Consider the following 20,576-nt stretch of genomic DNA (forward strand, 5'->3'; position numbering starts at 1 on the left):
CATGGCCGTCACGCTCACTCCGGCGGACCGCGCGCCCGCCCCAGACCGGACCCGTCCGGTCCGCGACCGGCACCACCGCGGCGTCAGCCGCTGGGTGGTGCTCGCCCTGGTCACGCTGGGCGCACTGGTGATGCTGGTGCCGTTCGCGTTCATGCTGCTCAACGCGTTCAAATCGCCGAGCGACTACTCCAACGGCGGCCCGCTGAGCTGGCCGACGGAGTTCTACACCACGGGTCTGCGGACGTACTGGACCACAGTGAACTTCCCGCTGAAGCTCTGGAACTCCACGCTCATTGCCGGCTCCGTGGCGGTGCTCGGCGTGGCAGTCTCACTGCTCAACGCGTACGCCCTGGGCATCGGCCGGGTCCGCGGACGCCTCTGGATCGTCGGGCTCTTCCTGCTGGCGAACATGCTGCCGCAGGAAGCGTTGATCTACCCGCTCTACTACGTCGCGAAGCAGGTCGGCCTCTACAACACGCAACTCTCGGTGATCATCATCTTCACCGTCATCCAGAGCGCGTTCGGCACCTACCTGCTCGCCTCGGTGATGAGCACGTTCCCACGCTCACTGCTGGAGGCCGCCTCGTTGGACGGCGCCGGCAAGTGGACGATCCTGTGGCGGGTGGTCTTCCCCAACCTGCGGCCCACCCTCGCGGTGCTGCTCATCTTCTTCTTCATCTGGACCTGGAACGAGTTCCTGATCCCGCTGGTCATGCTGATCGACAACCAGACGCAGACCATCCCGGTCGCGCTCGCGTCGTTGCAGGGCGACCGCCTGATGGACGCCCCGACCACCAACGCCGGCGCGCTGATCAGCCTGGTGCCGGCCATCATCTTCTTCCTCATCTTCCAGCGCACTCTGGCGCGCGGCATCACGGCAGGAGCCGAGAAGTGAAGTTCACCGACGGGTACTGGCAACTGCGCCCGGGGGTCAGCGTGCTGCGCCCCGGCACAGTGGAATCGGTCGAGCCGGACGAGCGCGGCTTCACCGTCTTCGCGCCGGCCGGTCAGATCACCGGACGCGGCGACACCCTCAACCGGCCGGTGGTCACCGTCCGGTTCTTCTCCCCCGCCCCCGGCGTCGTCGGCGTGACCATCGGCCACCACAGCGGCGGGCTGCCCCAGGAGCCGCACTTCGGGCTGGCCACCGACGACGAGCACCCGATCCACGTCGACGTCACCGGGATCAGCGCGTCGCTGACCACCGGCGAGTTGACCGCCCGGGTCGCGCTCATCGACGGGTGGCGGGTCGACTTCCTGCACGGCGACCGGCTGGTCACCGCGTCCACCGGGCGCAGCGTCGGCATCGTCACCGACGGCGAGGGCCGCCGGCACGTACACGAGCGGCTCGCCCTCGGCGTCGGCGAGACGGTGTACGGGCTGGGCGAGCGGTTCGGCCCGTTCGTGAAGAACGGCCAGACCGTCGACATCTGGAACGCCGACGGCGGCACCGCCAGCGAGCAGGCGTACAAGAACGTGCCGTTCTACCTGAGCAGTGCCGGCTACGGGGTGTTCGTGGACCACCCGGAGCACGTCTCCTTCGAGGTGGGCTCGGAGGTCGTCACGCAGACCCAGTTCAGCGTCGAGGGCCAGTCGCTCACCTACTACGTCATCGACGGGCCCACCCCGAAGGACGTGCTGCGCCGCTACACGGCGCTGACCGGCCGACCCGCTCGGGTTCCCGCCTGGTCGTACGGGCTGTGGCTGTCCACGTCGTTCACCACCTCGTACGACGAGAAGACGGTGACCGAGTTCGTCGACGGGATGGCCGAGCGCAACCTGCCGCTGTCGGTGTTCCACTTCGACTGCTTCTGGATGCGCCAGTTCCACTGGGTCGACTTCGTCTGGGACCCGGCGACCTTCCCCGACCCGGAGGGGATGCTGCGCCGGCTGCACGAGCGCGACCTGAAGGTGTGCGTCTGGATCAACCCGTACATCGCGCAGCGCTCGTACCTGTTCGAGGAGGGCCGCGAGGCCGGCTACCTGGTCCGCAACGCCGACGGGTCGGTCTGGCAGTGGGACAAGTGGCAGGCCGGCATGGCGTTGGTCGACTTCACCAACCCGGACGCGGTCCGCTGGTTCACCGGCAAGCTCAAGGCGCTGCTGGACATGGGCGTCGACTGCTTCAAGACCGACTTCGGTGAGCGCATTCCGACCGACGTGGTGTGGCACGACGGTTCCGACCCGCAGCGGATGCACAACTACTACTCCTACCTCTACAACAAGGCGGTCTTCGAACTGCTGGAGGCCGTGCGCGGAAAGGGCGAGGCGGTGCTGTTCGCCCGCTCGGCCACCACCGGAGGCCAGCAGTTCCCGGTGCACTGGGGTGGCGACTGCGAGTCGACGTTCGTGGCGATGGCCGAGTCGCTGCGCGGCGGGCTGTCCCTGGCCGCGTCCGGCTTCGGCTACTGGAGCCACGACATCGGCGGCTTCGAGGGCACCCCCGACCCGACGGTGTTCAAGCGGTGGATCGCCTTCGGGCTGCTCTCCTCGCACTCCCGCCTGCACGGCTCCGGTTCGTACCGGGTCCCGTGGGCGTACGACGAGGAGGCGGTTGACGTGCTGCGGCACTTCACGCGGCTCAAGCTCAGCCTGATGCCGTACCTCGCGGGCGCGGCGCAGGAGGCGCAACGCGACGGGGTGCCGATGATGCGGCCGATGATCCTGGAGTTCCCGGACGACCCGGCCGCGGCGCACCTGGACCGGCAGTACATGCTCGGCTCCGACGTGCTGGTCGCGCCGGTGCTCAGCGCCGACGGGGAGGTCACCTTCTACGTGCCCGCCGGCACCTGGACCCACCTGGTCACCGGCGCGCAGCTCACCGGCCCGGCCTGGGTCACCGAGAAGCACGAGTTCGACAGCGTCCCGGTGCTCGCCCGGCCGGGCGCGATCATCCCGTTCGGGGCGCGCTCCGACCGGCCGGACTACGAATGGGCGGACGGCGTGCAACTGCGGCTCTACACACCGGCGGAGGGGCAACGCCAACGGGTACGGATCCCGTCGCCCGGGGACGGGCCCGGAACGGAGTTCGAGGTGAGCTTCCGCGACGGCGTCGCCACCGCCGAACTGGTGGCGGGCGCCTCGTCGGCGTACCACTGCGTGGTGGCCGGGACCGAGGTGGCGGCGCGATGACGTCCCGTACCTTCCCGGAGAGCTTCGTCTGGGGCTCGGCCACGGCGGCGTACCAGATCGAGGGTGCGGCCACCGAGGACGGCCGCGGGCCGTCCATCTGGGACACCTACAGCCACACCCCCGGTCGGACGTACAACGGCGACACCGGTGACGTGGCCGCCGACCACTACCACCGCTGGCCGCAGGACCTGGACCACATCGCCGGGCTGGGCCTGGGCGCGTACCGGTTCTCCATCTCCTGGCCGCGCGTGCAGCCGGGTGGCGCCGGCCGGTTCAACCAGGCCGGCCTGGACTTCTACTCGCGGCTCGTGGACGGCCTGCTGGAGCGCGGGGTTCACCCGGTGGCCACCATGTACCACTGGGACCTGCCGCAGGAGCTGGAGGACGCCGGCGGGTGGCCGGCGCGGGAGACCGCGCTGCGCTTCGAGGAGTACGCGGCCGGGACTGTCGCCGCGCTCGGCGACCGGGTGCACACCTGGACGACGCTGAACGAGCCGTGGTGCTCGGCGTACCTGGGCTACGCCTCCGGCGTGCACGCCCCGGGGCGTACCGAACCGGCCGCCGCGCTGGCGGCGGTGCACCACCTCAACCTGGCGCACGGCCTGGCCGGGCGGGTGGTGCGGGAGTTGGCGCCGACGGCCGAACTCTCGGTGACGCTGAACCTGCACGTGATCCGCCCGGAGTCGGACTCGGCAGCGGACGCCGACGCGGTGCGGCGCATCGACGCGCTGGCCAACCGGTCGTTCCTCGGGCCGATGCTCGGCGGGGCGTACCCGGCCGACCTGCTGGCCGACACGGCGAGCGTCACCGACTGGTCGTTCGTCCGCGACGGCGACGAGAAGGTGGCCGCCGTGCCGCTGGACGTGCTCGGCGTCAACTACTACTCCAGCACCCTGGTCCGCGCCTGGGACGGGCACTCGGCCCGGTCGGACGCCGACGGTCACGGCGCCTCGGCGCACTCACCGTGGGTGGGCGCCGACGACGTCGACTTCCTGCCCCAGCCCGGCCCGCACACGGCGATGGGCTGGAACATCGACCCGGCCGCGCTGACCGGCCTGCTGCTGCGGCTGCGCCAGGAGTACCCGGGCCAGCCCCTGATGATCACCGAAAACGGCGCGGCGTTCGACGACGTCGTGTCGACCGACGGCACGGTGCACGACGAGCGGCGTGTCGACTACCTGCGCCGGCACATCGCCGCCATCGCGGATGCCCGCGAACAGGGCGCGGACGTCCGGGGCTACTTCGTCTGGTCGCTGCTGGACAACTTCGAGTGGGGCTACGGCTACGACCGGCGGTTCGGGATCATCCGGGTCGACTACGACACCCAGGAGCGCACCTGGAAGGACAGTGCGCACTGGTACCGGCGCCTGGTCGAGACCGGGACGCCGGACCAGCCGACGGACTGACGGCAGCCGCCGGGTCATCCCCGCGCCGGCCGACCCGACGGGCAACTGCCCGCCCGGCCGGCCGGCCGGGTCACGGCGCGGCCACGGCCCGGTTCGACCGGCGCTCAGACGCCGACGCGCTGCGGCGGAACGGTGAGCCCGTAGAGCGCCATCAGCTCCGGGGTGTCGACCCGGCTGCCGTCGGCCACCGAGTCGCACGCGATGTCGACGATCTGGTCCTTGTGCGCCAGCAGGTACGGCCGGGCGCCCACGTCGGCGCTGGCCAGGGTGGCGATGCCGGACCAGTGCCGACGGCCGAAGAGCATCGGGTAGCCGCGCAGCCCGTCGTAGGTGGCGCAGACCAGCACATCCGGGTACGGCAGCGCGGCCACCCGCCGGACCGCGACCGCGGTCAGGCCCGGCATGTCGACCGGGACCACCACCACCGCCTCGATCCCCTCGTCATCCATGGCGGCCAGGCCGGCCCGGATCGACGAGCCGACCCCGGTGCCCCACGCTTTGTTGATCACTACCGTTGCCTTGCCCAGGTCGGCGGTCTCCCGGACCTGTTCGGCGGCGGCACCCAGCACGACCACGATCTGCTCGCAGCCCGCCTCGGTCATCGTGTCGATCATCTGGTTGACCAGGGGTTTCTCCCCCTGGTGCAGCAGCGCCTCGGGACCACCGATGCGGCGCCCCCCGCCCGCGGCGATGATCATTCCTGCGATCCGGTTCAGCTGCGCCCCCTCCACCGTGGAACGGACCGGGCACGGCGGTACCCGGTCCATCCCGTCCTACGGACACCGGATGCAACGAGTGCGGCCAGCCCTGGGTAGCGGGGCAAATAGGAAAATTGTGCGCTATGCCGCGTCGGCGTAGCAGTCGACGATGGACAGATCCAGCGGAAACCGCACCGAGGTGTCGCCGAACAGGAGCCCCGCAGCCCGCTCACCGCTACGGCCCACCGCCGCCGCCACCGCCTCGGCCTGCGCCGCCGGACAGTGCACGATCACCTCGTCGTGCTGAAAGAAGACCAGCTCGGCGTCGGTGCCGGCCAACTCGGTGCGCAGCGTCGCCAGCAGCGTGGAGGCCCACTCCGCAGCCGTGGCCTGGATGACGAAGTTACGGGTGAAACGCCCCCGCGACCGCGCGGCGCGAGCCCGAGGACTCTGCCGGTCGGCGGCACCATCCGGGTCGGTCGGCACGTCATCGGGGTCGCCGAACCCCGCTGAGCCGGGCGGGCAGGTGCGCCCCAGCCAGGAGCGCACCAACCCGCCCGCCTCACCGGTGCGCGCCGCCGCCTCGACGTAACCGAACGCCGTCGGGTAGCTGCGCTTCAACACCGCCAGCGCGGGCACCGCGGCCCCGCCGGTCTGCCCGTACATCGCCCCGAGCAGGGCAACCTTGGCCTTGGCCCGGTCACCGGCGAAGGCGTCCCGGGCCAGTGCGGCGTACAGGTCGCCGGCCCCGCCCGCCGCCGCCAGCCGGGCGTCGCCCGAGACCGCGGCCAGCACCCGGGGCTCCAACTGACCGGCGTCGGCGACCACCAGCCGCCAGCCCGGGTCGGCCACCACCGCCCGGCGGATCACCTTGGGGATCTGCAAAGCGCCACCGCCCCGGGTGGCCCAGCGGCCGGAGACCACCCCGCCCGGGACGTACTCCGACTGGAACCGCCCGTCACGGACCCACTGCTCGCGCCACGACCAGCCGTGCGCCGTCCAGATCCGGTAGAGCTCCTTGTACTCCAGAACCAGCGGCACCGCCGGATGGTCCACCCCACGCAGCACCCAGGCCCGCGTGTTGGGCAGCTCCACCCCGACCCGGGCGAACGCCTTCAGCAGCTCCGCCGGGGAGTCGGCGTGCAGCCGACGGACGCCGAACGCGTCGGCGATCCGGGCGGCCAGCTCGGCCAGCCGGCGCGGCGGGCCGCCGACCGGAGACGGCTCACCCAGCAGCTCGCCGAGGATGGCGTCGTGCACCTCGGCCCGCCAGGGCAGCCCGGCGACCCCCATCTCCACCGCGATGAGCGCGCCGGCCGACTCGGCGGCCACCAGCAACCGGAACCGGCCCGGGTGCTCGGTGTCGGCGATCCGGGCGAGCTGGTCGGCGTACACCTGAATCAGGGCGTCGATGCCCGGGCCGGCCGGGCCGGGCAGCGCGTCGAAGAGCGCGCCCTGACCGTGCCCGGGCGGAGCGGCCGGGCGCGGCGGCGGATCGGGCGGCACCGGCGCGCCGCTGAGCCGGGCCCAGGCCGCGGCGAACGATCGTGGCTCGCCCCAGCGGCCGGCGTGGCCGAGCAGCAGCGCCTCGGTCAGCTCCACATCGTGGCAGCGCTCGACGCGCACCCCGGCCCGCAGCAGCGCCGGGTAGACCGCACCGGCGGTCGGCCACACCCAGCGCGGATGCCCGGCGGCCTCCCACCTGGCCACCGCGGCGGTCAGGTCGGTGACGATCTCGGTCGGGCCGGACGGCCGGCCGGCGGCATCCAGCGGACGCAGCTCTCCCCCGCCCCGCTCGTCGGACACCACCGCCACCAGCACGGATGCGATTCTGCCTCGCCCCTGTGACATCGGCCGAGCCCATCCGTCGAAACCGGGCCGGCGCGCGCGGTCGGGCGCGCGAAAACCGGACAGTGGATCGTGGGAAGGCTCGGTAGCGTGGCCGGGTGCCCCCGCAGATCCCGCATTCCGACCCTGGCATTCCGGACACCGGGGGGCCAATGCGCTATCTCTGGTGGCTGGTCCGCCGCCAGCCCTGGCGGGTGCTGCGCGGCAGCCTGCTCGGCACGGCCTGGATGGTCGGGTTGTCCCTCCGGCCCTACCTGATCGCCCGTGCCGTCGACGACGGGCTGCGCGCACGCGACACCCGTGCCCTGGCACTCTGGGTCGCGGCGATCGTCGTGGCGGGCGTCGGGCTGTCCTACCTGGGCATCATGCGGCACCGCACGATGACCTTCATCCGGGAGGACGCCAAGGCCCGCTCGGCGGCCGTCGTGCTGCGTCAGGTGTCCCGCATCGGCGCGGTACTGCCGCGCCGGGCCGCCGCAGGCGAGGTGGCCACCATCGGCGGCTCCGACATCGACTGGTCGGCGCAGGTGCTGACGCTGACCGGGCCGGGGGTCGGCGCGGTCGTCGCGTACGCGGTCATCGCCGTGCTGCTCTGGTCGATCTCCCCGGTCCTCGCGCTCTGCGTGCTGCTGGGAGTGCCGGCGGTCGCGCTGGTCGTCGGGCCGCTGCTACGCCGCCTCGAACGGGCGGAATCGGTCTACCGGACGCAACAGGGCGCGCTCACCGCCCGATCCGGCGACATCGTGGCCGGGCTGCGAGTGCTCGCCGGGGTGGGCGGCCGGGACCTCTTCGCCCGCCGGTACGCGGCCAGATCCCGGGACCTGCTCGCCGAGGGTTACCGCGTCGGCGCGGTCAACAGCTGGATCGACGCGGCGACGGTGGCCATCCCCGGGCTGTTCCTGGCGGCGGTGGTGTGGCTCACGGCTCGGATGGCGGTGACCGGTGACGTCACGGTCGGCGAGTTGGTCGCCGTCTACGGTTACGTGGCGACCCTGATCGTGCCGGTCTGGTTCCTGCTGGAGGGCAGCCACCAACTGATTCGCGGCCGGGTTGCCGCCCGGCGGATCGTGGCCCTGCTCAAGCTCACCCCGGACGACGTCGGCGGCCCGGGTCGGCGGGGCCGGGGCACCGTGCCCGACGCACGAAGGCCGGATGTCAGGGCCGCGCCCGACCGCCCCGCCGACCTGCACGACCCGGTGACCGGGCTGACCGTCCGTACCGGCCGGCTGACCGGTGTGGCCGCCGACGATCCGGCGGCGGCGCTGGCACTGGCCGATCGACTCGGCCGGTACGTGGCCAGCGAGTCCACCTGGGGCGGCGTGCCGCTGACCGGGATCGCCCTGGACGAGGTCCGGGCCCGGATCCTGGTCGCCGACCACGACTCGCACCTCTTCGCCGGGACGCTGCGCGACATCCTGCTGTCCCCGCCGGACGGCCGCCACGACGATGCCCGGTCGGGAGCCGACCACGATGCCCGGCCGGAGGCCGACGACGACCGGATCCGCGCGGCTTTGCGGGCCGCGTCGGCCGAGGACGTCGTCGATGCCCTGCCGGCCGGCCTGGACACGGTGATCGACGCCCGTGGCCGCACCCTCTCCGGCGGTCAGCGCCAGCGGGTACGCCTGGCCCGGGCGCTGCTGGCCGAGCCGGAGGTGCTGATCCTCGTCGACCCGACATCGGCGGTGGACGCGCACACCGAGGCGCGGATCGCCGACCGGCTGCGTACCGCGCGGGCCGGGCGGACCACCATCGTGCTCGCCACGTCGCCGCTGCTGCTGAGCCGGGCCGACCTGGTCGCCCACCTGCGGGCGGGCCGGATCGTCGCCACCGGCACCCACACCGACCTGCTCGACCAGGACCCCGGGTACCGGCACCTGGTGGCCCGGGGCAGTGCCGATCCCGACATCGACCGGTCCGCCGACGCCGCGGGGGTCCAACCGTGAGCAGGCTGCCGGTGGCCGAGCGCGGCACCGTCCGCCGGGCGCTGCGTGACCTGATCGGCCGGCACCGGCGCGCGGTCGGCGTCGTGCTGGCGCTGCACAGCGCCGCAGCGGTAGCCGGGCTCGCCCCGCCCTGGCTGCTGGGCACCATCGTCGATCGGGTCACCGCGGGCGCGGGTGTGGCCACGGTGGACCGACTGGCGCTGGCGATCGGTGGTTGTGTCCTGGTGAGCGCGTTGCTTTCCCGGTACGCCCAGTACGCCGGCCACCGGTTCGGGGAGCGGGCCGTCGCCGAACTGCGCGAGGAGTTCGTCGACCGGACACTCGGGCTGCCCGTCTCGGTCGTCGAGCGGGCCGGCTCCGGGGACCTGGCCACCCGCAGTTCGGTCGACGTGTCGACGGTCGGCACCACCGTCCGGGACGTGGTGCCCACCATGGTCATCGCGTCGGTGCAGCTGTCGTTGCTGTTCGGGGCGGTCTTCCTGCTCCACCCGCTGCTCGGGCTGGCGGCGCTGGCCGGGCTGCCGTCGATCTGGGCGGTGACCCGCTGGTACCTGCGGCGGGCCACCTCCGCGTACCTCGCCGAGGGGGCGGCGGCCGCCGAACTGACCGAGACGCTGACCACCACCGCCGAGGGTGCCCGGACCGTGGAGGCGCTGCGGCTGGCCGACGACCGGATCGGGCACGGCACCACTCGCATCACGCGGGTGTGGTGGGCCCGGCGGGCGACTCTCGCGCTGCGCACCGTGTTCTTCTCGGTAGTGGAGGCCAGCTATCCGCTGCCGATCGCCATGGTCCTGCTCGTCGGCGGGTACCTGCTCTCCCGGGAGATGGTCTCGCTCGGCGCGGTGATCGCCGCCGCGCTCTACCTGCAGCAGGCGATCGATCCGCTGGACCGGCTGCTGCAGTGGACGGAGCAGGCGCAGCGCGGCTTCGCGTCGTTCGCCCGGGTGCTCGGCGTGGGCCTGGTCCCGCCGGAGCCGCCCGGCACGACGGCCACGTCGCGGGGTGAGCGGCTCGTCGTGCGCCAGGCGCGGTTCGCCTACGCCGGCGGGCACGACGTGCTGCACGGCATCGACCTGGAGGTACGGCCCGGCGAGCGGCTGGCCGTCGTCGGCCCGTCCGGGGCGGGCAAGTCCACCCTGGCCCGGCTGCTGGCGGGGATCGACGCGCCGCGCCGCGGCGTCGTCAGCATCGGTGGTTGCCCAGTGACCGACCTCGACCCTGCCGAGCGTCGTCGCCGGATCGCCCTGGTCACCCAGGAGCACCACGTCTTCATCGGCTCGGTACGCGACAACCTCGCCTTCGCCGCGCCGGACGCCTCCGACGAGCAGATGCGCGCCGCGCTGGCCACCGTGGGCGCCGACTGGTACACCGAGCTGCCCGACGGCCTGGACACCCCGCTCGGCGACGGTGCCCGGCAACTGGGCGCGGCCGAGGCCCAGCAACTGGCGCTGGCCCGGCTGGTGCTCGCCGACCCGCACACGCTGATCCTGGACGAGGCGACCGCCGCGCTCGATCCGACCACCGCCCGGCGTACCGAGCGGGCGTTGGCCGCCGTGCTCGTCGGGCGGACCGTCATCGCGATCGCGCACCGGCTCAACACCGCGCACGACGCCGACCGGGTCGCCGTCCTGGCGGACGGCCGGATCACCGAGATCGGCAGCCACGACGATCTCGTCGCGGCCGGCGGGGCGTACGCCGCCCTCTGGCACTCGTGGCACGCCGACGAGCGTCCGCAGTCCCGGAAGGAGTGGCCATCATCCTGACCACTCCTTCCGGAACCCGCGCCTACTGAGCGGCGGCTACTTCACCGCGCCGGAGGTGAGGCCGGCCTGGATCTGACGCTGGAAGACCGCGTACACGATGATCATCGGCAGGATGGCGATGGTCAGCGCGGCGAACAACCCGGACCAGTCCGCCTCGTAACCGGCGTTGACCGAGATGTCTGCGATGCCCTGGGTGAGCACCCACTTGTCCTTCGAATTGGAGAGCAGCACCAGCGGAAGCTGGTACTGCGCCCACTGACCGATGATGTTGAAGATCGCCACGCTGATCAGGCCCGGCTTCGCCATCGGCATCATGACCTGGAAGAACAGCCGGGTGTGCCCGCAGCCGTCGATCAACCCCGCCTCGGCCACCGAGGACGGCAGCGTCTTGAAGAACGCGGCCAGGAAGAAGATCGTGAACGGCAGCGAGTACGCGATGTAGACCAGCACCACCCCGGTGTGGGTGTCCAGCAGGCCCAGGTTCTTCACCACGAAGAAGAGCGGCACCAGGGCCAGGAAGACCGGGAAGGCCAACCCCGAGACGAAGAGGTAGTAGATCGCCCGGTTGCCCCAGAACTTGTACCGGGCCAGCACGTACGCCGCCATCGAGCCGAGCAGCATCGTGCCGAAGGTGCTGCACGTGACCACGATGACGCTGTTGAGGAAGTACCGACCGACGTTCGCCTTGGTCCAGGCCCGGCCGAAGTTCTCCCACCGCAACTCGGCCGGGAGCGTCCACGGGCTGCTGAAGATCTCGCTGGTGTTCTTGAACGCGGCGAGGAAGGTCCAGAGGATCGGCACGATCACGATCACCGCCCACACGGCGAGCGCGATGTGCCCCAGGCCAGCGAAGAGCCGTACCTCCGAGCGGGGTCCCTTCCGCCCTCGCCTACCGGAGGCACCCGGGTCGCCGGTCTTCGGCGGTTTCGCCGCCGGCGTCGGCGGCAGCGTCGACTGCGGGTTCATCAGTACTCCACGCTTTCCCGCTTGCTGAGCCGCAGCGTCAGCGCCGCGAACGTGAGGGTCAGGAAGAACAGGGCCACGCCCATGGCCGAGGCGTAGCCGTATTTCGAGTAGACGAACGCGTTGCGGTAGATCTCCATGGCCAGCACCGTGGTGGCGCCGTCGGGGCCGCCGCCGTCCACCGAGAGCACCGCGACGATGGCGAACGCGTCGAACGCCGCGATGCCCAGGTAGACCCAGGCCACCTGGAGGGTGTCCCAGAGCAGCGGCAGCGTGACCCGGAAGAACAGGGTCACCTTGGTCGCCCCGTCCATCTCGGCGGCCTCGTAGATCTCACCCGGGATGGAGGCCATCCCGGCCGAGAAGAGCACCACGTAGAAGCCGACGGCCTGCCAGACCAGCACCGCGATGATCGACCAGAGGGCCAGGTTCGGCCGGACCAGGAAGAGCACCGGGTCGAAGCCGAGCTTCATCAACACGCCGTTGATCAGGCCGGACTCGTTCGGCCGGTACACCATCTGGAACAGCACCGCGATGATGGCCACCGCCAGGACCTGGGGGAAGAAGAACACCACCCGGTAGAACTTCGCCCCCCAGACCCCCTGGCGTTGCCCCCCGCTGCTCTTGCCACCCACGTTGAGCAGGAAGGCGAAGAACAACGCGATGGCGATGGTGATCAGCGGCAGGGCAAGCAGCAGTACGCCGTGGTGCTGGACCGCCTTCCAGAAGGCGCCGTCGTCGAGAAGCCTCCGGTAGTTGTCGAAGCCCACCCACTGTGGGGCCGACAGCCCCCGCCAGTTGGTCATCGAGATCTGGAACGCCTGCGCGTACGGCGCGATGACGAAGACCACGTACAGCGTGACCGGGGCAAACAGGAACCCGATCACGAATGGATACTTGCCGTGCCGCATGACCCCTACGCTCCGATCGATCAGCGCTTGAACTTGGCGACCGAGCTGTCCTTCTTGATCGCGTCGGCGCGCTTCTGGATCCGCTCCAGGTACGCGTCCGCGTTGATCCGGCCGAACATCAGCTCGTTGGTGGCGGTGCGCGCCTCCGTGTCGAGCTCCTTGTACCAGCCGTCGAAGTACAGGTTGAACACGTCCTGGCCGGCCGCCTTGAGCGCGGCCTGCGAGCTGGCCACACCGGGCGGGAAGGCGAAGCCCTCCGAGCCGGCGGTGACCACGGTCGGGGCCTTGACCACCTCGGTGAAGCCCTTCGCGCCCGCCTTGGAGAGCATCTGGCGCATGTACTCCAGGCCGCCCTTGGGGTTCGCGCTCTTCGCCGAGACGAAGTAGCCCTCGCCCGCGGTGGCCCGCAGCGCGGTGGCCGGCAGCTTGTCCGAAGCGGTCAGGCTCGGCACCGGCATGAGCTGGTACTCGAAGCCGGACGGCGTGTCCTTCTTCTGCTCGCCCTCCAGCCAGTCACCGCTGGGGTACAGGCCCACCTTGTACTGGTTCTGCCGCAGCTGCACGTCGGTGTGCTTGAGCCCCTCGAAGCTCTTGTCGATGAACTTCGAGCCGACCTCGGCCCACGCCGTGGCCGCCTGCTTGACCGCGTCCTGCTTCCAGGCGCCGTCCTCCAGGTTGTCGATGTTCTTCAGCACCTCGACGCCGCCGATCTTCGCGGCCTGCGTGAGGATCACGTTCCACTGGTAGTAGGCCGCGTTCGCCCCGGCGTAGCCGTACGGGGTGATGCCCTTGGCCTTGATGGCGGTGAGCAGGGTGATGAACTCGTCCCAGGTCTTCGCCGGCGCCCAGCCGTTGTCCTTGAACAGCTTGCCGGAGTACCAGATACCGAAGACGGTGGAGACGTAGTACAGCACGTACGGCTTGCCGTTGAACGAGCCCGCCTCGATGGTGCCGGGCACCACGGTGTCGCGGACCTTCTTGGCCGGGTCGTCGACCGACGGGGCGTCCCACAGCTCGGTGAGGTCCTGCAGCTGACCGTCGGCGACCAGCGCGCCGAAGTCCATCAGCTTCTCGCCCGAGTTGTTCACGAACTCCGGCGGCTTGCCGGAGGCGAAGCGCGGCTGGAGGATGGTGGAGATCGCCTGGGTGGACTGGTGCTTGATCTCCGCCTTGGGGAACGCCTTCTTGTACAGCGGCTCGTGCACGTCGGTGGCGTACTTCTCGCCGTAGCCGCCGTTGAAGATGACCACCTCGATCGGTGCGTCGTCCTTGACGCCGAGCGGGTTGGTGGCGCTCTTGGTGCCGCCGGCGACCTGCTCGTTCTCCTCGTCGCCGCCGCTGGTGGCGCAGGCGCTGAGCAGGCCGATGGCCGGAGTGGCAAGCATGCCCACGGCGGCGGCGCGACGCAGCACCGTGCGACGGTCGAGTGCGGCCGGGTGCTCGGGGGTAATCGACATCGTCGTCTCTCCTTGTGGAATTCGGGTCAGGCGGTACGCCGGAGACGTCCGGCGTACCGCGACTCGAGGGCGATGTTGTGCTCGTCCCCGCCGGGGACGTTGGCGGAGAGGTAGATAGGGGGCACCTCTCCGGCCTGGTGGAACCGTCGTACGACCTCCGCGGTCAGCAACTGCGCCAGCAGCGCCGTGGTGACCGAAGAGACCGCACAGACCGCGCCGCCGCCCTCGAGCGGCAGCAGTGCATCGCCGTACGGCGCGCCGTTGTCCAGCACGACGTCGGCGAGGTCGGCGAGCCGTTGACCGGACGGGTGCCGCGGGGCGACCCGTGCAGTGTGCTCGACGGAGGTGACCGCGATCAACGGGTGACCGCGCTCGGTGACCAGCGCCGCCAGCTCGACCACCGAGCCGTTGATGCCGGATTGGGACGCCACCACGAACACGTCGTGCGGCTGCGGCGCCGCGAGCGCGTAGATCTGGTGGGCGATGGAGGGGTCGCGTTCCAGCTTGGGGTCGGCGAGGACGTCCCGCGGGGCGTCTCCGTGCACCACCAGGTCACGTACCGAGAGCCGGTTGGTGGGGACCAGCCCGCCGGCCCGGGCGACCAGTTCGGCGGCGAACGCCTCGGAGTGCCCGGCGCCGAACGCCTGGAGCACCCCGCCGGCGCGCAGGCTCTCGGCGATCAGGTCGGCGGCCCGGGTGATGCCGTCGGCCTCGGAGTCGAGCAGCCGGTCGAGCACCGGGCGGACCGCGTCCGCGTACCCCTGGGCGCTGATCATGAAACGGCTCCCTTCGCGGCCTTGTGCCCGTCGACGGCCTGCGCGGTGCGCCGGAAGGCCGCGTGCGCGCGGTCGTGGGTGCGCTGGGCGACGGCGATGTAGAGCAGGTCGAGCACGACCAGCTGGGGGTGGCGGGCGGAGAGCGCGTCCGGCCGGAAGGTGGTCGCCTGGCTGGCGGTGAGCAGCACGATGTCGGCCAGCTCGGCCAACGGCGAACGGGGGAAGCCAGTCAGCGCGATGGTCGTGGCGCCCCGGCTGCCCGCCTCGGCGAGCATCTCGATGGTTTCCCGGGTCTGCCCGGTGTGCGAGATGCCCAGGGCCACGTCACCGGCGCGCAGCAGCGCGGCGCTGGCAAGCCCCTCGTGCACGTCGTTCCAGGCCCACGCGGCCACACCGATGCGGTGCAGGCTGAACTGCATCTCCTCGCCGACCAGCGCGCTGCCGCTGGCACCGAAGATGTTCACCCGGCTGGCGCCGGCGATCGCCACCGCGGCCCGCTCCACCTCGGCGAGGTCGAGCAGCGTGGCGGTGTCGTGCATGGCCCGGGTGTCGGCGGCCATGATCTGGTCGAGCACCCGGGCCAGCGGGTCGCTCGGTTGGATCTCGCGTCCGATGTCGATGGTCCACCCGGCCGAGCGCGCCCGCCCGGTCTCGGAGGCGATGCCCAGCCGCAGGTCGGCATAGCCCTCGAAGCCCATCGCCCGGCAGAAGCGGGTGATTGTCGCCGGGGAGGTGCCGCTGCGCTCGGCCAGCTCCACGATCGTGGATCGGGCGGCGGCCTCCGGATCGCTCAGCACGTGCTCGGCGACCCGACGCAGCGCGCCGGTCAGCTCACCGAGACCGTTGCGGACCCGGGCCAGCACCCCGTCGGAGGCCGACCCGAGCGCGCCCCGCCGGTCGAACGCGTCGGCGTCGACCACCGCGGTCCCCGCGGCGGTGTCCACCTCGTGATCAACCATGGGACGCCTCACCTTTCCGAAAAGACTGTTAACTGTTAGTGGTAAAATTTCTTACTGAACGACCGTCTATGTCAAGACCGTGGGCGAAGTTTTCAAACTGTTACCTGGCGCACACCCTGCCGGGCCCGCCGGATCTTGCCCTCTGGGACGACGCCGACCAGCATGAACAGGCCGATCGCCGCCCAGCGCAAGGAGGCCGTGCCGATGTCCGACACCGTCGTGGTCGGCCTGGACGTCGGCGGTACGTCCACCCGGGCGACCGCCCTGACCCTGACCGGCGAACGCCTCGGCACCGGTCGCGCCGGCGGCGGCAACCCCACCAGTCACGGCGCCGACCAGGCCGCCGCCGAGTTGTTGACCGCGCTACGCGGCGCGCTCGCCGACGTCGACCCGACCCGGGTGGCGGCCGGCACCATCGGGCTGGCCGGGGCAGCCCGGCTGCTCGCCGATCCGGCCGGACGAGCCGCCTTCGACCGGGCCTGGCACGACGCCGGCCTGCGCTGCCCGTACGCCGTGTACGGCGACGCCCTGGTCGCCTACGCCTCCGGCACCGCCGCCCCGGACGGCACGGTGCTCATCGCCGGCACCGGGGCGATCACCGCGCAGGTCCGCGACCTGCGACTGGACCGGGTCGCCGACGGCCACGGCTGGCTGCTCGGCGATGCCGGATCCGGCTTCTGGCTCGGCCGTGAGTCGGTCCGCCGGCTGCTCGCCGACCTGGACGCCGGCCGCACCCCCGGCGCGCTGACCACGGCGGTTCTCACCGAACTGATGGGCAGCGCCGAAATCGCCCCCCGCCCCCGGGACACCGTGGACGCCACGATCCAGACGGTGACCCGCCGGCCACCGGTCGAGCTGGCCCGCCTGGCGCCGCTGGTCGTCACCGCCGCCGCCGACGGCGAACCCGTCGCCACCGCGCTGGTCACCGAGGCCGCCGCGCACCTCGCCGAGAGCGTGGACCGGATCCGCCCAGCCGGTGCGGTGACGCCGGTCGTGCTCGGCGGCGGGCTGCTCACCGAGGACACCCCGCTGGCGGCCGCCGTCCGAGCCGAGGTCGGCCGGCGCTGGCCGCAGGCCCCGCTGCGCACCGCCGGCGACGGGGCCGCCGCCGCAGCCTGGCTCGCCGCCCGCGAGCTACCCGAGCTCACCGACCCGGCCACCCTGCACGCCCGACTCTTCCCCGCCACCCCCTGACCATCCACGGGCGGCCCGCCGCCGCACGGCGCGCGGCCACCACGCGATGATCACGCTCGATCCAGGATGTAGTCCCCTCCCGCCACGAGGTGGGGACTCTTTCCAGGATCGAGCGCGATCAAGGGGCACGAGGCGCGATGAGATCAGGATCGGTCAGACTTCCGCCAGGCCCGGAGGGTGAGACTCCGGGGTCGGCACCGGCCGTGTTACTTGAGCTGGCCTGCGGTCAGCCCGGCCTGCACCTGCCGCTGGAAGCCCACGTACACGGCGAGCACCGGCAGCACCGCGATGCTCAACCCGGCGAAGAGCCGGGCGTAGTCGCCGGCGTAGCCCTGGCTCACCGACAGGGCGAACAGCCCCTGGGCGAGCACCCACTTGGACTCGTCGCCCTGCATCAACACCTGCGGCAACAGGAACTGGTTCCAGTGGCTGAGGAAGTTGAAGATCGCCACGCTGATCAGTCCCGGACGCGCCATCGGCAGCATCACCCGGAAGAAGAGCCGGAAGTGACCGCACCCGTCGACCATCGCGGCCTCCGCCACCGAGGTCGGCAGGGTCCGGAAGAACGCGGTCAGGAAGAAGACCGTGAACGGCAGCGAGTAAGCCGCGTACACCAGGATCAGCCCGGTCCAGGTGCCGAAGAGACCGGCGTTGCGGACCACGAAGAAGAGCGGCACCAGGGCCAGGAACACCGGAAACATCAGGCCGCCGACGAACAGGTAGTAGACGAACTGCCGGCCGCGGAACTCGTACCGGGCGAAGACGTACGCGGCGGTGGCACCCATCAGCATGGTGAGGCTGACCGAGCCGGCCACCACCACCAGGCTGTTGAGGAAGTACCGGCCGATGTGCGCGCCGGTCCAGGCCCGCACCCAGTTGTCCCAGTGCAGCGTCTCGGGCAGCCCCCACGGGTCGGCCAGGATCTCCCCGTTGGTCTTGAACGAGCTGATGAACATCCACAGCAGCGGCAGTACGGTGAGCAGGCCCCAGAGCAGCAGGAAGCCGTGCGAGAAGGCGTTGGCCACGCCGAACTCCCGGCGGACCGGGCGGTCCCGGCCAGCGCCTGGTGTCGGTGCGGTGGCGGCGGGGGCGGGCTTGTCCAGTGTGGTCACGAGTACTCGATCCGATCGCGCCGGCCGGCCCGCAGCGACAGCGCCGCCACCGAGAGGGTCAGGAAGAACATCACCACGCCGATCGCCGAGGCGTAGCCGAACTTGGTCTCGCTGCCGAAGGCGGTGTCGTACATCCGGACGCCGATCACGTCGGTGGAGAAGTTCGGCCCACCGTTGGTCATCAACTGCACGAGGATGAACCCGTCCAGGGCGAAGATGGCCAGGTAGACCCAGGCGACCTGGACGGTGTCCCAGAGCAGCGGCAGGGTGACCCGGCGCAGCGTGGTGAAGCGCGACGCACCGTCGAGCAGCACCGCCTCGTAGATCTCCTTCGGCACGGCCGACATCGCGGCGCCGAACAGCACCACGTAGAAGCCGACGTTGCTCCACACCATCACCGCGAGCACGCACCAGAAGGCGGTCGCCGGATCGCCGAGCCAGGTCGGCGCGGACAGGCCGATCCCGTGCAGGGCGGCGGTGAGCAGCCCCTTGTTGGGGTGGTAGACCTCCTTCCAGAGCAGCGCGATGATCACCACGGAGAGCACCTGCGGGAAGAAGTAGACCGTGCGGTAGAGCGCGCCGCCGCGTACCCCGGTCACACCGGCGCGGCCCTTGCGTCCGCCCATGGCGAGCATGGTGGCGAAGAAGAGCCCGAGCACGATGGTCAGCACCGGCACCAGGGCCAGCAGGATCGCGTTGTTCTTCAGCGCGTTCCAGACGTAGTCGTCGTGCCACAGGGTCTTGAAGTTCGCCAGGCCGACGGAGTTGGCGTCGGGCGAGTAGCCGAGCCAGTCGGTGGTCGAGATCTGGAACGCCTGCAGGTACGGCGAGACCACGAAGACGACGTAGAGCAGGACCGGCGGCACCAGGAAGGTGACGATCAGCGGCCACTTGCCATGTCTCACAGTGAGGACCTTTCCCCGGAATACGGCCGGCGGGGGTGGGTCCACCCCCGCCGGCCGGGCTGTCAGGCCGCTCGCTTGTACTTCTTGATCGAGCTGTCCTGGGCGATCGAGTCGGCGCCCTTCTGGCACTGCTCGAGGAACTCCGCCGGGCCGATCCGGCCGCTGAAGAACTCGCCGCACGCCGCGTCGACGAGGTTGCGCTCCAGCTTGCGGTAGTAGTTGTTGTAGACCCAGTTGAAGCCGTTGGCGCCGGACGCGTCGAGCGCCTTGACCACGCTGGTCAGTCCGTACGGCAGTTCGACGCCCTCGGTCGCGCCGGCGACCACGGTGAGGCTGGCGACCTTCCGGGTGAAGTCCTGGGCGCCCTTCTTGGAGAGCATGGTCCGGAAGTACTCCAGGCCACCGGCGACGTTGCGGGCCTTGGCCGGCACCATGAACGGCTCACCGGCCGTACCCCGGATCGCCTCGAACGGCAGCTTGTCGCCACTGCCCAGGCTCGGCGTCGGCGCGATGGTCATGTTGAACCCGGCTGGGGTGACGTCCTTCTGCTCGCTCTCCAGCCAGGAGCCACAGGAGATGAAGGCGGCCTTGCCCTGGCACCAGGCGGTCTGCGACTGCTTGTGGTCCAGGCCGGGCGAGCCCTCCAGGATGAACTTGTCCTTGACGATCTGGTGCCACGCGTCGGCGGCGGTCTTCATCGAGTCGGACTTCCAGGCGTTCGGCTCCAGGTTGTCGATCGCCGTGGCCACCGAGGGGCCACCGAGCTTGATCGCGGTGGCGATCACCGGCCAGCTCATGTAGCGGGGGTGCAGGCCGGCGTACGTCCAGGGGGCGATGCCGGCGGCCTTGATCTGCTTGCAGAGCGCGATGTGCTCGTCCCAGGTCTTGGCGTACTCCCACTTACGCTCGGTGAGCAGCTTGTTGGAGTACCAGATGCCGTAGGCGGTGTAGGTGTAGTTCAACACCAGGAACTTGCCGTCGTACGAGCCGACCTCGACCGCGCCCGGCAGCAGGGTGTCCTTGACCGTCTTGCCGGGGACGTCGAGGCTCGGGGCGGCGAGCAACTCGCCGAGGTCGGCGATGGCGTTCTGGCTGACCAGGCCGTTGAAGTCGATCTGACCGGCGCCGGAGTTGTTGACCACGTCCGGCGGGGTGCCGTCGACGAAGCGCGGCTGGAGGGTCTTGCTGATCTCCTGGGTGGCGGAGTGCTTGACCTTCGCCTTCGGGTACTTCTCGGTGTACATGGCCTCGTGGGCCTTGGCGTACTCCTCGCCGAAACCACCGCCGAAGATCACCACCTCGAGCGGTGCGTCCTCCTTGACGCCGAGCGGGTTCTGCTCGCTCTTGGTGCCCTTGTAGGCAGCGTTGTCGTCCTTGTCACCGCCGCCGCTGGCGCAGCCGGTCAGCAGGGCGGCGGCGGGGGTGGCCAGCAGGCCGGCAGCGGCGCTGCGCTGCAGGATGTCACGCCTGTTCATGGGTTCTCCTCGGGTCGGGTCGGGCGGTCGC

Annotated in this window: 16 protein-coding genes; 6 read left to right on the forward strand and 10 right to left on the reverse strand. The window is 71.1% G+C overall.

What is annotated here, in order from left to right; translation table 11 throughout:
• Position 1 precedes the first annotated feature (1 nt).
• The 3 genes from ACFY29_RS05730 to ACFY29_RS05740 are packed head-to-tail and all read left to right on the forward strand — an operon-like array spanning position 2 to position 4,538.
• Positions 2-895 carry a carbohydrate ABC transporter permease gene (locus tag ACFY29_RS05730; protein WP_386983724.1) on the forward strand — a complete coding sequence of 298 codons (894 nt, stop codon included), beginning with the start codon at positions 2-4 and terminating at the stop codon, positions 893-895.
• On the forward strand, positions 892-3,132 hold the full coding sequence (gene yicI, locus ACFY29_RS05735; RefSeq protein WP_386983726.1) for an alpha-xylosidase: 2,241 nt from the start codon (positions 892-894) through the stop codon (positions 3,130-3,132). Before ACFY29_RS05730 ends, yicI begins: the two co-directional genes overlap by 4 nt.
• Positions 3,129-4,538: a GH1 family beta-glucosidase gene (locus ACFY29_RS05740; RefSeq protein WP_386983728.1), complete on the forward strand. Its 1,410-nt coding sequence runs from the start codon at positions 3,129-3,131 to the stop codon at positions 4,536-4,538. The genes yicI and ACFY29_RS05740 overlap by 4 nt, the downstream gene beginning before the upstream one ends.
• A 104-nt stretch (positions 4,539-4,642) precedes the next feature.
• Here the strand turns inward: ACFY29_RS05740 and ACFY29_RS05745 are convergent, their stop codons facing one another.
• Positions 4,643-5,236 carry an NTP transferase domain-containing protein gene (locus ACFY29_RS05745; RefSeq protein WP_328426735.1) on the reverse strand — a complete coding sequence of 198 codons (594 nt, stop codon included), beginning with the start codon at positions 5,234-5,236 and terminating at the stop codon, positions 4,643-4,645.
• A 141-nt stretch (positions 5,237-5,377) separates the two neighbouring features.
• Positions 5,378-7,087 (reverse strand): bifunctional 3'-5' exonuclease/DNA polymerase, encoded by a 1,710-nt coding sequence (locus tag ACFY29_RS05750; protein WP_386983731.1) that lies wholly within the window; start codon positions 7,085-7,087, stop codon positions 5,378-5,380.
• A 149-nt stretch (positions 7,088-7,236) separates the two neighbouring features.
• On the opposite strand from ACFY29_RS05750, the gene ACFY29_RS05755 reads away from it, so the two are divergent.
• Positions 7,237-9,027 carry an ABC transporter ATP-binding protein gene (locus tag ACFY29_RS05755; RefSeq protein WP_386984646.1) on the forward strand — a complete coding sequence of 597 codons (1,791 nt, stop codon included), beginning with the start codon at positions 7,237-7,239 and terminating at the stop codon, positions 9,025-9,027.
• Positions 9,024-10,793, forward strand: coding sequence for an ABC transporter ATP-binding protein (locus ACFY29_RS05760; RefSeq protein WP_386983732.1), 1,770 nt, complete (start codon positions 9,024-9,026; stop codon positions 10,791-10,793). Before ACFY29_RS05755 ends, ACFY29_RS05760 begins: the two co-directional genes overlap by 4 nt.
• Positions 10,794-10,829: 36 nt before the next feature.
• On the opposite strand, the gene ACFY29_RS05765 is transcribed toward ACFY29_RS05760, so the two are convergent.
• From ACFY29_RS05765 to ACFY29_RS05785, 5 genes are read right to left on the reverse strand one after another with little or no spacing between them, the layout of a single operon-like run.
• Complete coding sequence (locus ACFY29_RS05765; RefSeq protein ID WP_386983734.1) at positions 10,830-11,759, reverse strand: carbohydrate ABC transporter permease; 930 nt, start codon at positions 11,757-11,759, stop codon at positions 10,830-10,832.
• Positions 11,759-12,667 carry a sugar ABC transporter permease gene (locus ACFY29_RS05770; protein WP_328418655.1) on the reverse strand — a complete coding sequence of 303 codons (909 nt, stop codon included), beginning with the start codon at positions 12,665-12,667 and terminating at the stop codon, positions 11,759-11,761. The genes ACFY29_RS05765 and ACFY29_RS05770 overlap by 1 nt, the downstream gene beginning before the upstream one ends.
• Positions 12,668-12,687: 20 nt before the next feature.
• Positions 12,688-14,124: an N-acetylglucosamine/diacetylchitobiose ABC transporter substrate-binding protein gene (gene ngcE, locus ACFY29_RS05775; protein ID WP_328418656.1), complete on the reverse strand. Its 1,437-nt coding sequence runs from the start codon at positions 14,122-14,124 to the stop codon at positions 12,688-12,690.
• A gap of 26 nt (positions 14,125-14,150) precedes the next feature.
• On the reverse strand, positions 14,151-14,900 hold the full coding sequence (locus ACFY29_RS05780) for an SIS domain-containing protein (RefSeq protein WP_328418657.1): 750 nt from the start codon (positions 14,898-14,900) through the stop codon (positions 14,151-14,153).
• The gene (locus ACFY29_RS05785; RefSeq protein ID WP_328418658.1) at positions 14,897-15,859 is read right to left on the reverse strand and encodes a MurR/RpiR family transcriptional regulator; all 963 of its coding nucleotides are present in this window, start codon (positions 15,857-15,859) and stop codon (positions 14,897-14,899) included. Before ACFY29_RS05785 ends, ACFY29_RS05780 begins: the two co-directional genes overlap by 4 nt.
• A gap of 204 nt (positions 15,860-16,063) precedes the next feature.
• On the opposite strand from ACFY29_RS05785, the gene ACFY29_RS05790 reads away from it, so the two are divergent.
• Positions 16,064-17,053 carry an N-acetylglucosamine kinase gene (locus ACFY29_RS05790; RefSeq protein WP_386984647.1) on the forward strand — a complete coding sequence of 330 codons (990 nt, stop codon included), beginning with the start codon at positions 16,064-16,066 and terminating at the stop codon, positions 17,051-17,053.
• 206 nt (positions 17,054-17,259) lie between these two features.
• Here ACFY29_RS05790 and ACFY29_RS05795 read toward each other — a convergent pair whose 3' ends face one another.
• From ACFY29_RS05795 to ngcE (ACFY29_RS05805), 3 genes are all read right to left on the reverse strand, one after another.
• Positions 17,260-18,165, reverse strand: a complete 906-nt coding sequence (locus tag ACFY29_RS05795; RefSeq protein WP_328418659.1) for a carbohydrate ABC transporter permease — start codon at positions 18,163-18,165, stop codon at positions 17,260-17,262.
• Positions 18,162-19,070 (reverse strand): sugar ABC transporter permease, encoded by a 909-nt coding sequence (locus tag ACFY29_RS05800; protein ID WP_328418660.1) that lies wholly within the window; start codon positions 19,068-19,070, stop codon positions 18,162-18,164. Before ACFY29_RS05800 ends, ACFY29_RS05795 begins: the two co-directional genes overlap by 4 nt.
• 62 nt (positions 19,071-19,132) lie before the next feature.
• Positions 19,133-20,545 carry an N-acetylglucosamine/diacetylchitobiose ABC transporter substrate-binding protein gene (ngcE, locus tag ACFY29_RS05805; RefSeq protein WP_355612550.1) on the reverse strand — a complete coding sequence of 471 codons (1,413 nt, stop codon included), beginning with the start codon at positions 20,543-20,545 and terminating at the stop codon, positions 19,133-19,135.
• Between the last annotated feature and the right edge of the window lie 31 nt (positions 20,546-20,576).

Origin of the sequence: Micromonospora sp. NPDC000668 (genome assembly GCF_042897975.1) — a bacterium.
Taxonomy (GTDB): domain Bacteria; phylum Actinomycetota; class Actinomycetes; order Mycobacteriales; family Micromonosporaceae; genus Micromonospora.

What these genes read in the sequence shown, in the direction of transcription:
- ACFY29_RS05785 (WP_328418658.1), bottom strand. Translation starts at nt 15,859, where the DNA reads ATGGTTGATCACGAGGTGGACACCGCCGCGGGGACCGCGGTGGTCGAC.
- ACFY29_RS05745 (WP_328426735.1), bottom strand. Translation starts at nt 5,236, where the DNA reads ATGATCATCGCCGCGGGCGGGGGGCGCCGCATCGGTGGTCCCGAGGCG.
- ACFY29_RS05790 (WP_386984647.1), top strand. Translation starts at nt 16,064, where the DNA reads ATGTCCGACACCGTCGTGGTCGGCCTGGACGTCGGCGGTACGTCCACC.
- ngcE (WP_328418656.1), bottom strand. Translation starts at nt 14,124, where the DNA reads ATGTCGATTACCCCCGAGCACCCGGCCGCACTCGACCGTCGCACGGTG.
- ACFY29_RS05755 (WP_386984646.1), top strand. Translation starts at nt 7,237, where the DNA reads ATGCGCTATCTCTGGTGGCTGGTCCGCCGCCAGCCCTGGCGGGTGCTG.
- ngcE (WP_355612550.1), bottom strand. Translation starts at nt 20,545, where the DNA reads ATGAACAGGCGTGACATCCTGCAGCGCAGCGCCGCTGCCGGCCTGCTG.
- ACFY29_RS05765 (WP_386983734.1), bottom strand. Translation starts at nt 11,759, where the DNA reads ATGAACCCGCAGTCGACGCTGCCGCCGACGCCGGCGGCGAAACCGCCG.
- ACFY29_RS05780 (WP_328418657.1), bottom strand. Translation starts at nt 14,900, where the DNA reads ATGATCAGCGCCCAGGGGTACGCGGACGCGGTCCGCCCGGTGCTCGAC.
- ACFY29_RS05770 (WP_328418655.1), bottom strand. Translation starts at nt 12,667, where the DNA reads ATGCGGCACGGCAAGTATCCATTCGTGATCGGGTTCCTGTTTGCCCCG.
- ACFY29_RS05740 (WP_386983728.1), top strand. Translation starts at nt 3,129, where the DNA reads ATGACGTCCCGTACCTTCCCGGAGAGCTTCGTCTGGGGCTCGGCCACG.
- ACFY29_RS05730 (WP_386983724.1), top strand. Translation starts at nt 2, where the DNA reads ATGGCCGTCACGCTCACTCCGGCGGACCGCGCGCCCGCCCCAGACCGG.
- ACFY29_RS05750 (WP_386983731.1), bottom strand. Translation starts at nt 7,087, where the DNA reads ATGTCACAGGGGCGAGGCAGAATCGCATCCGTGCTGGTGGCGGTGGTG.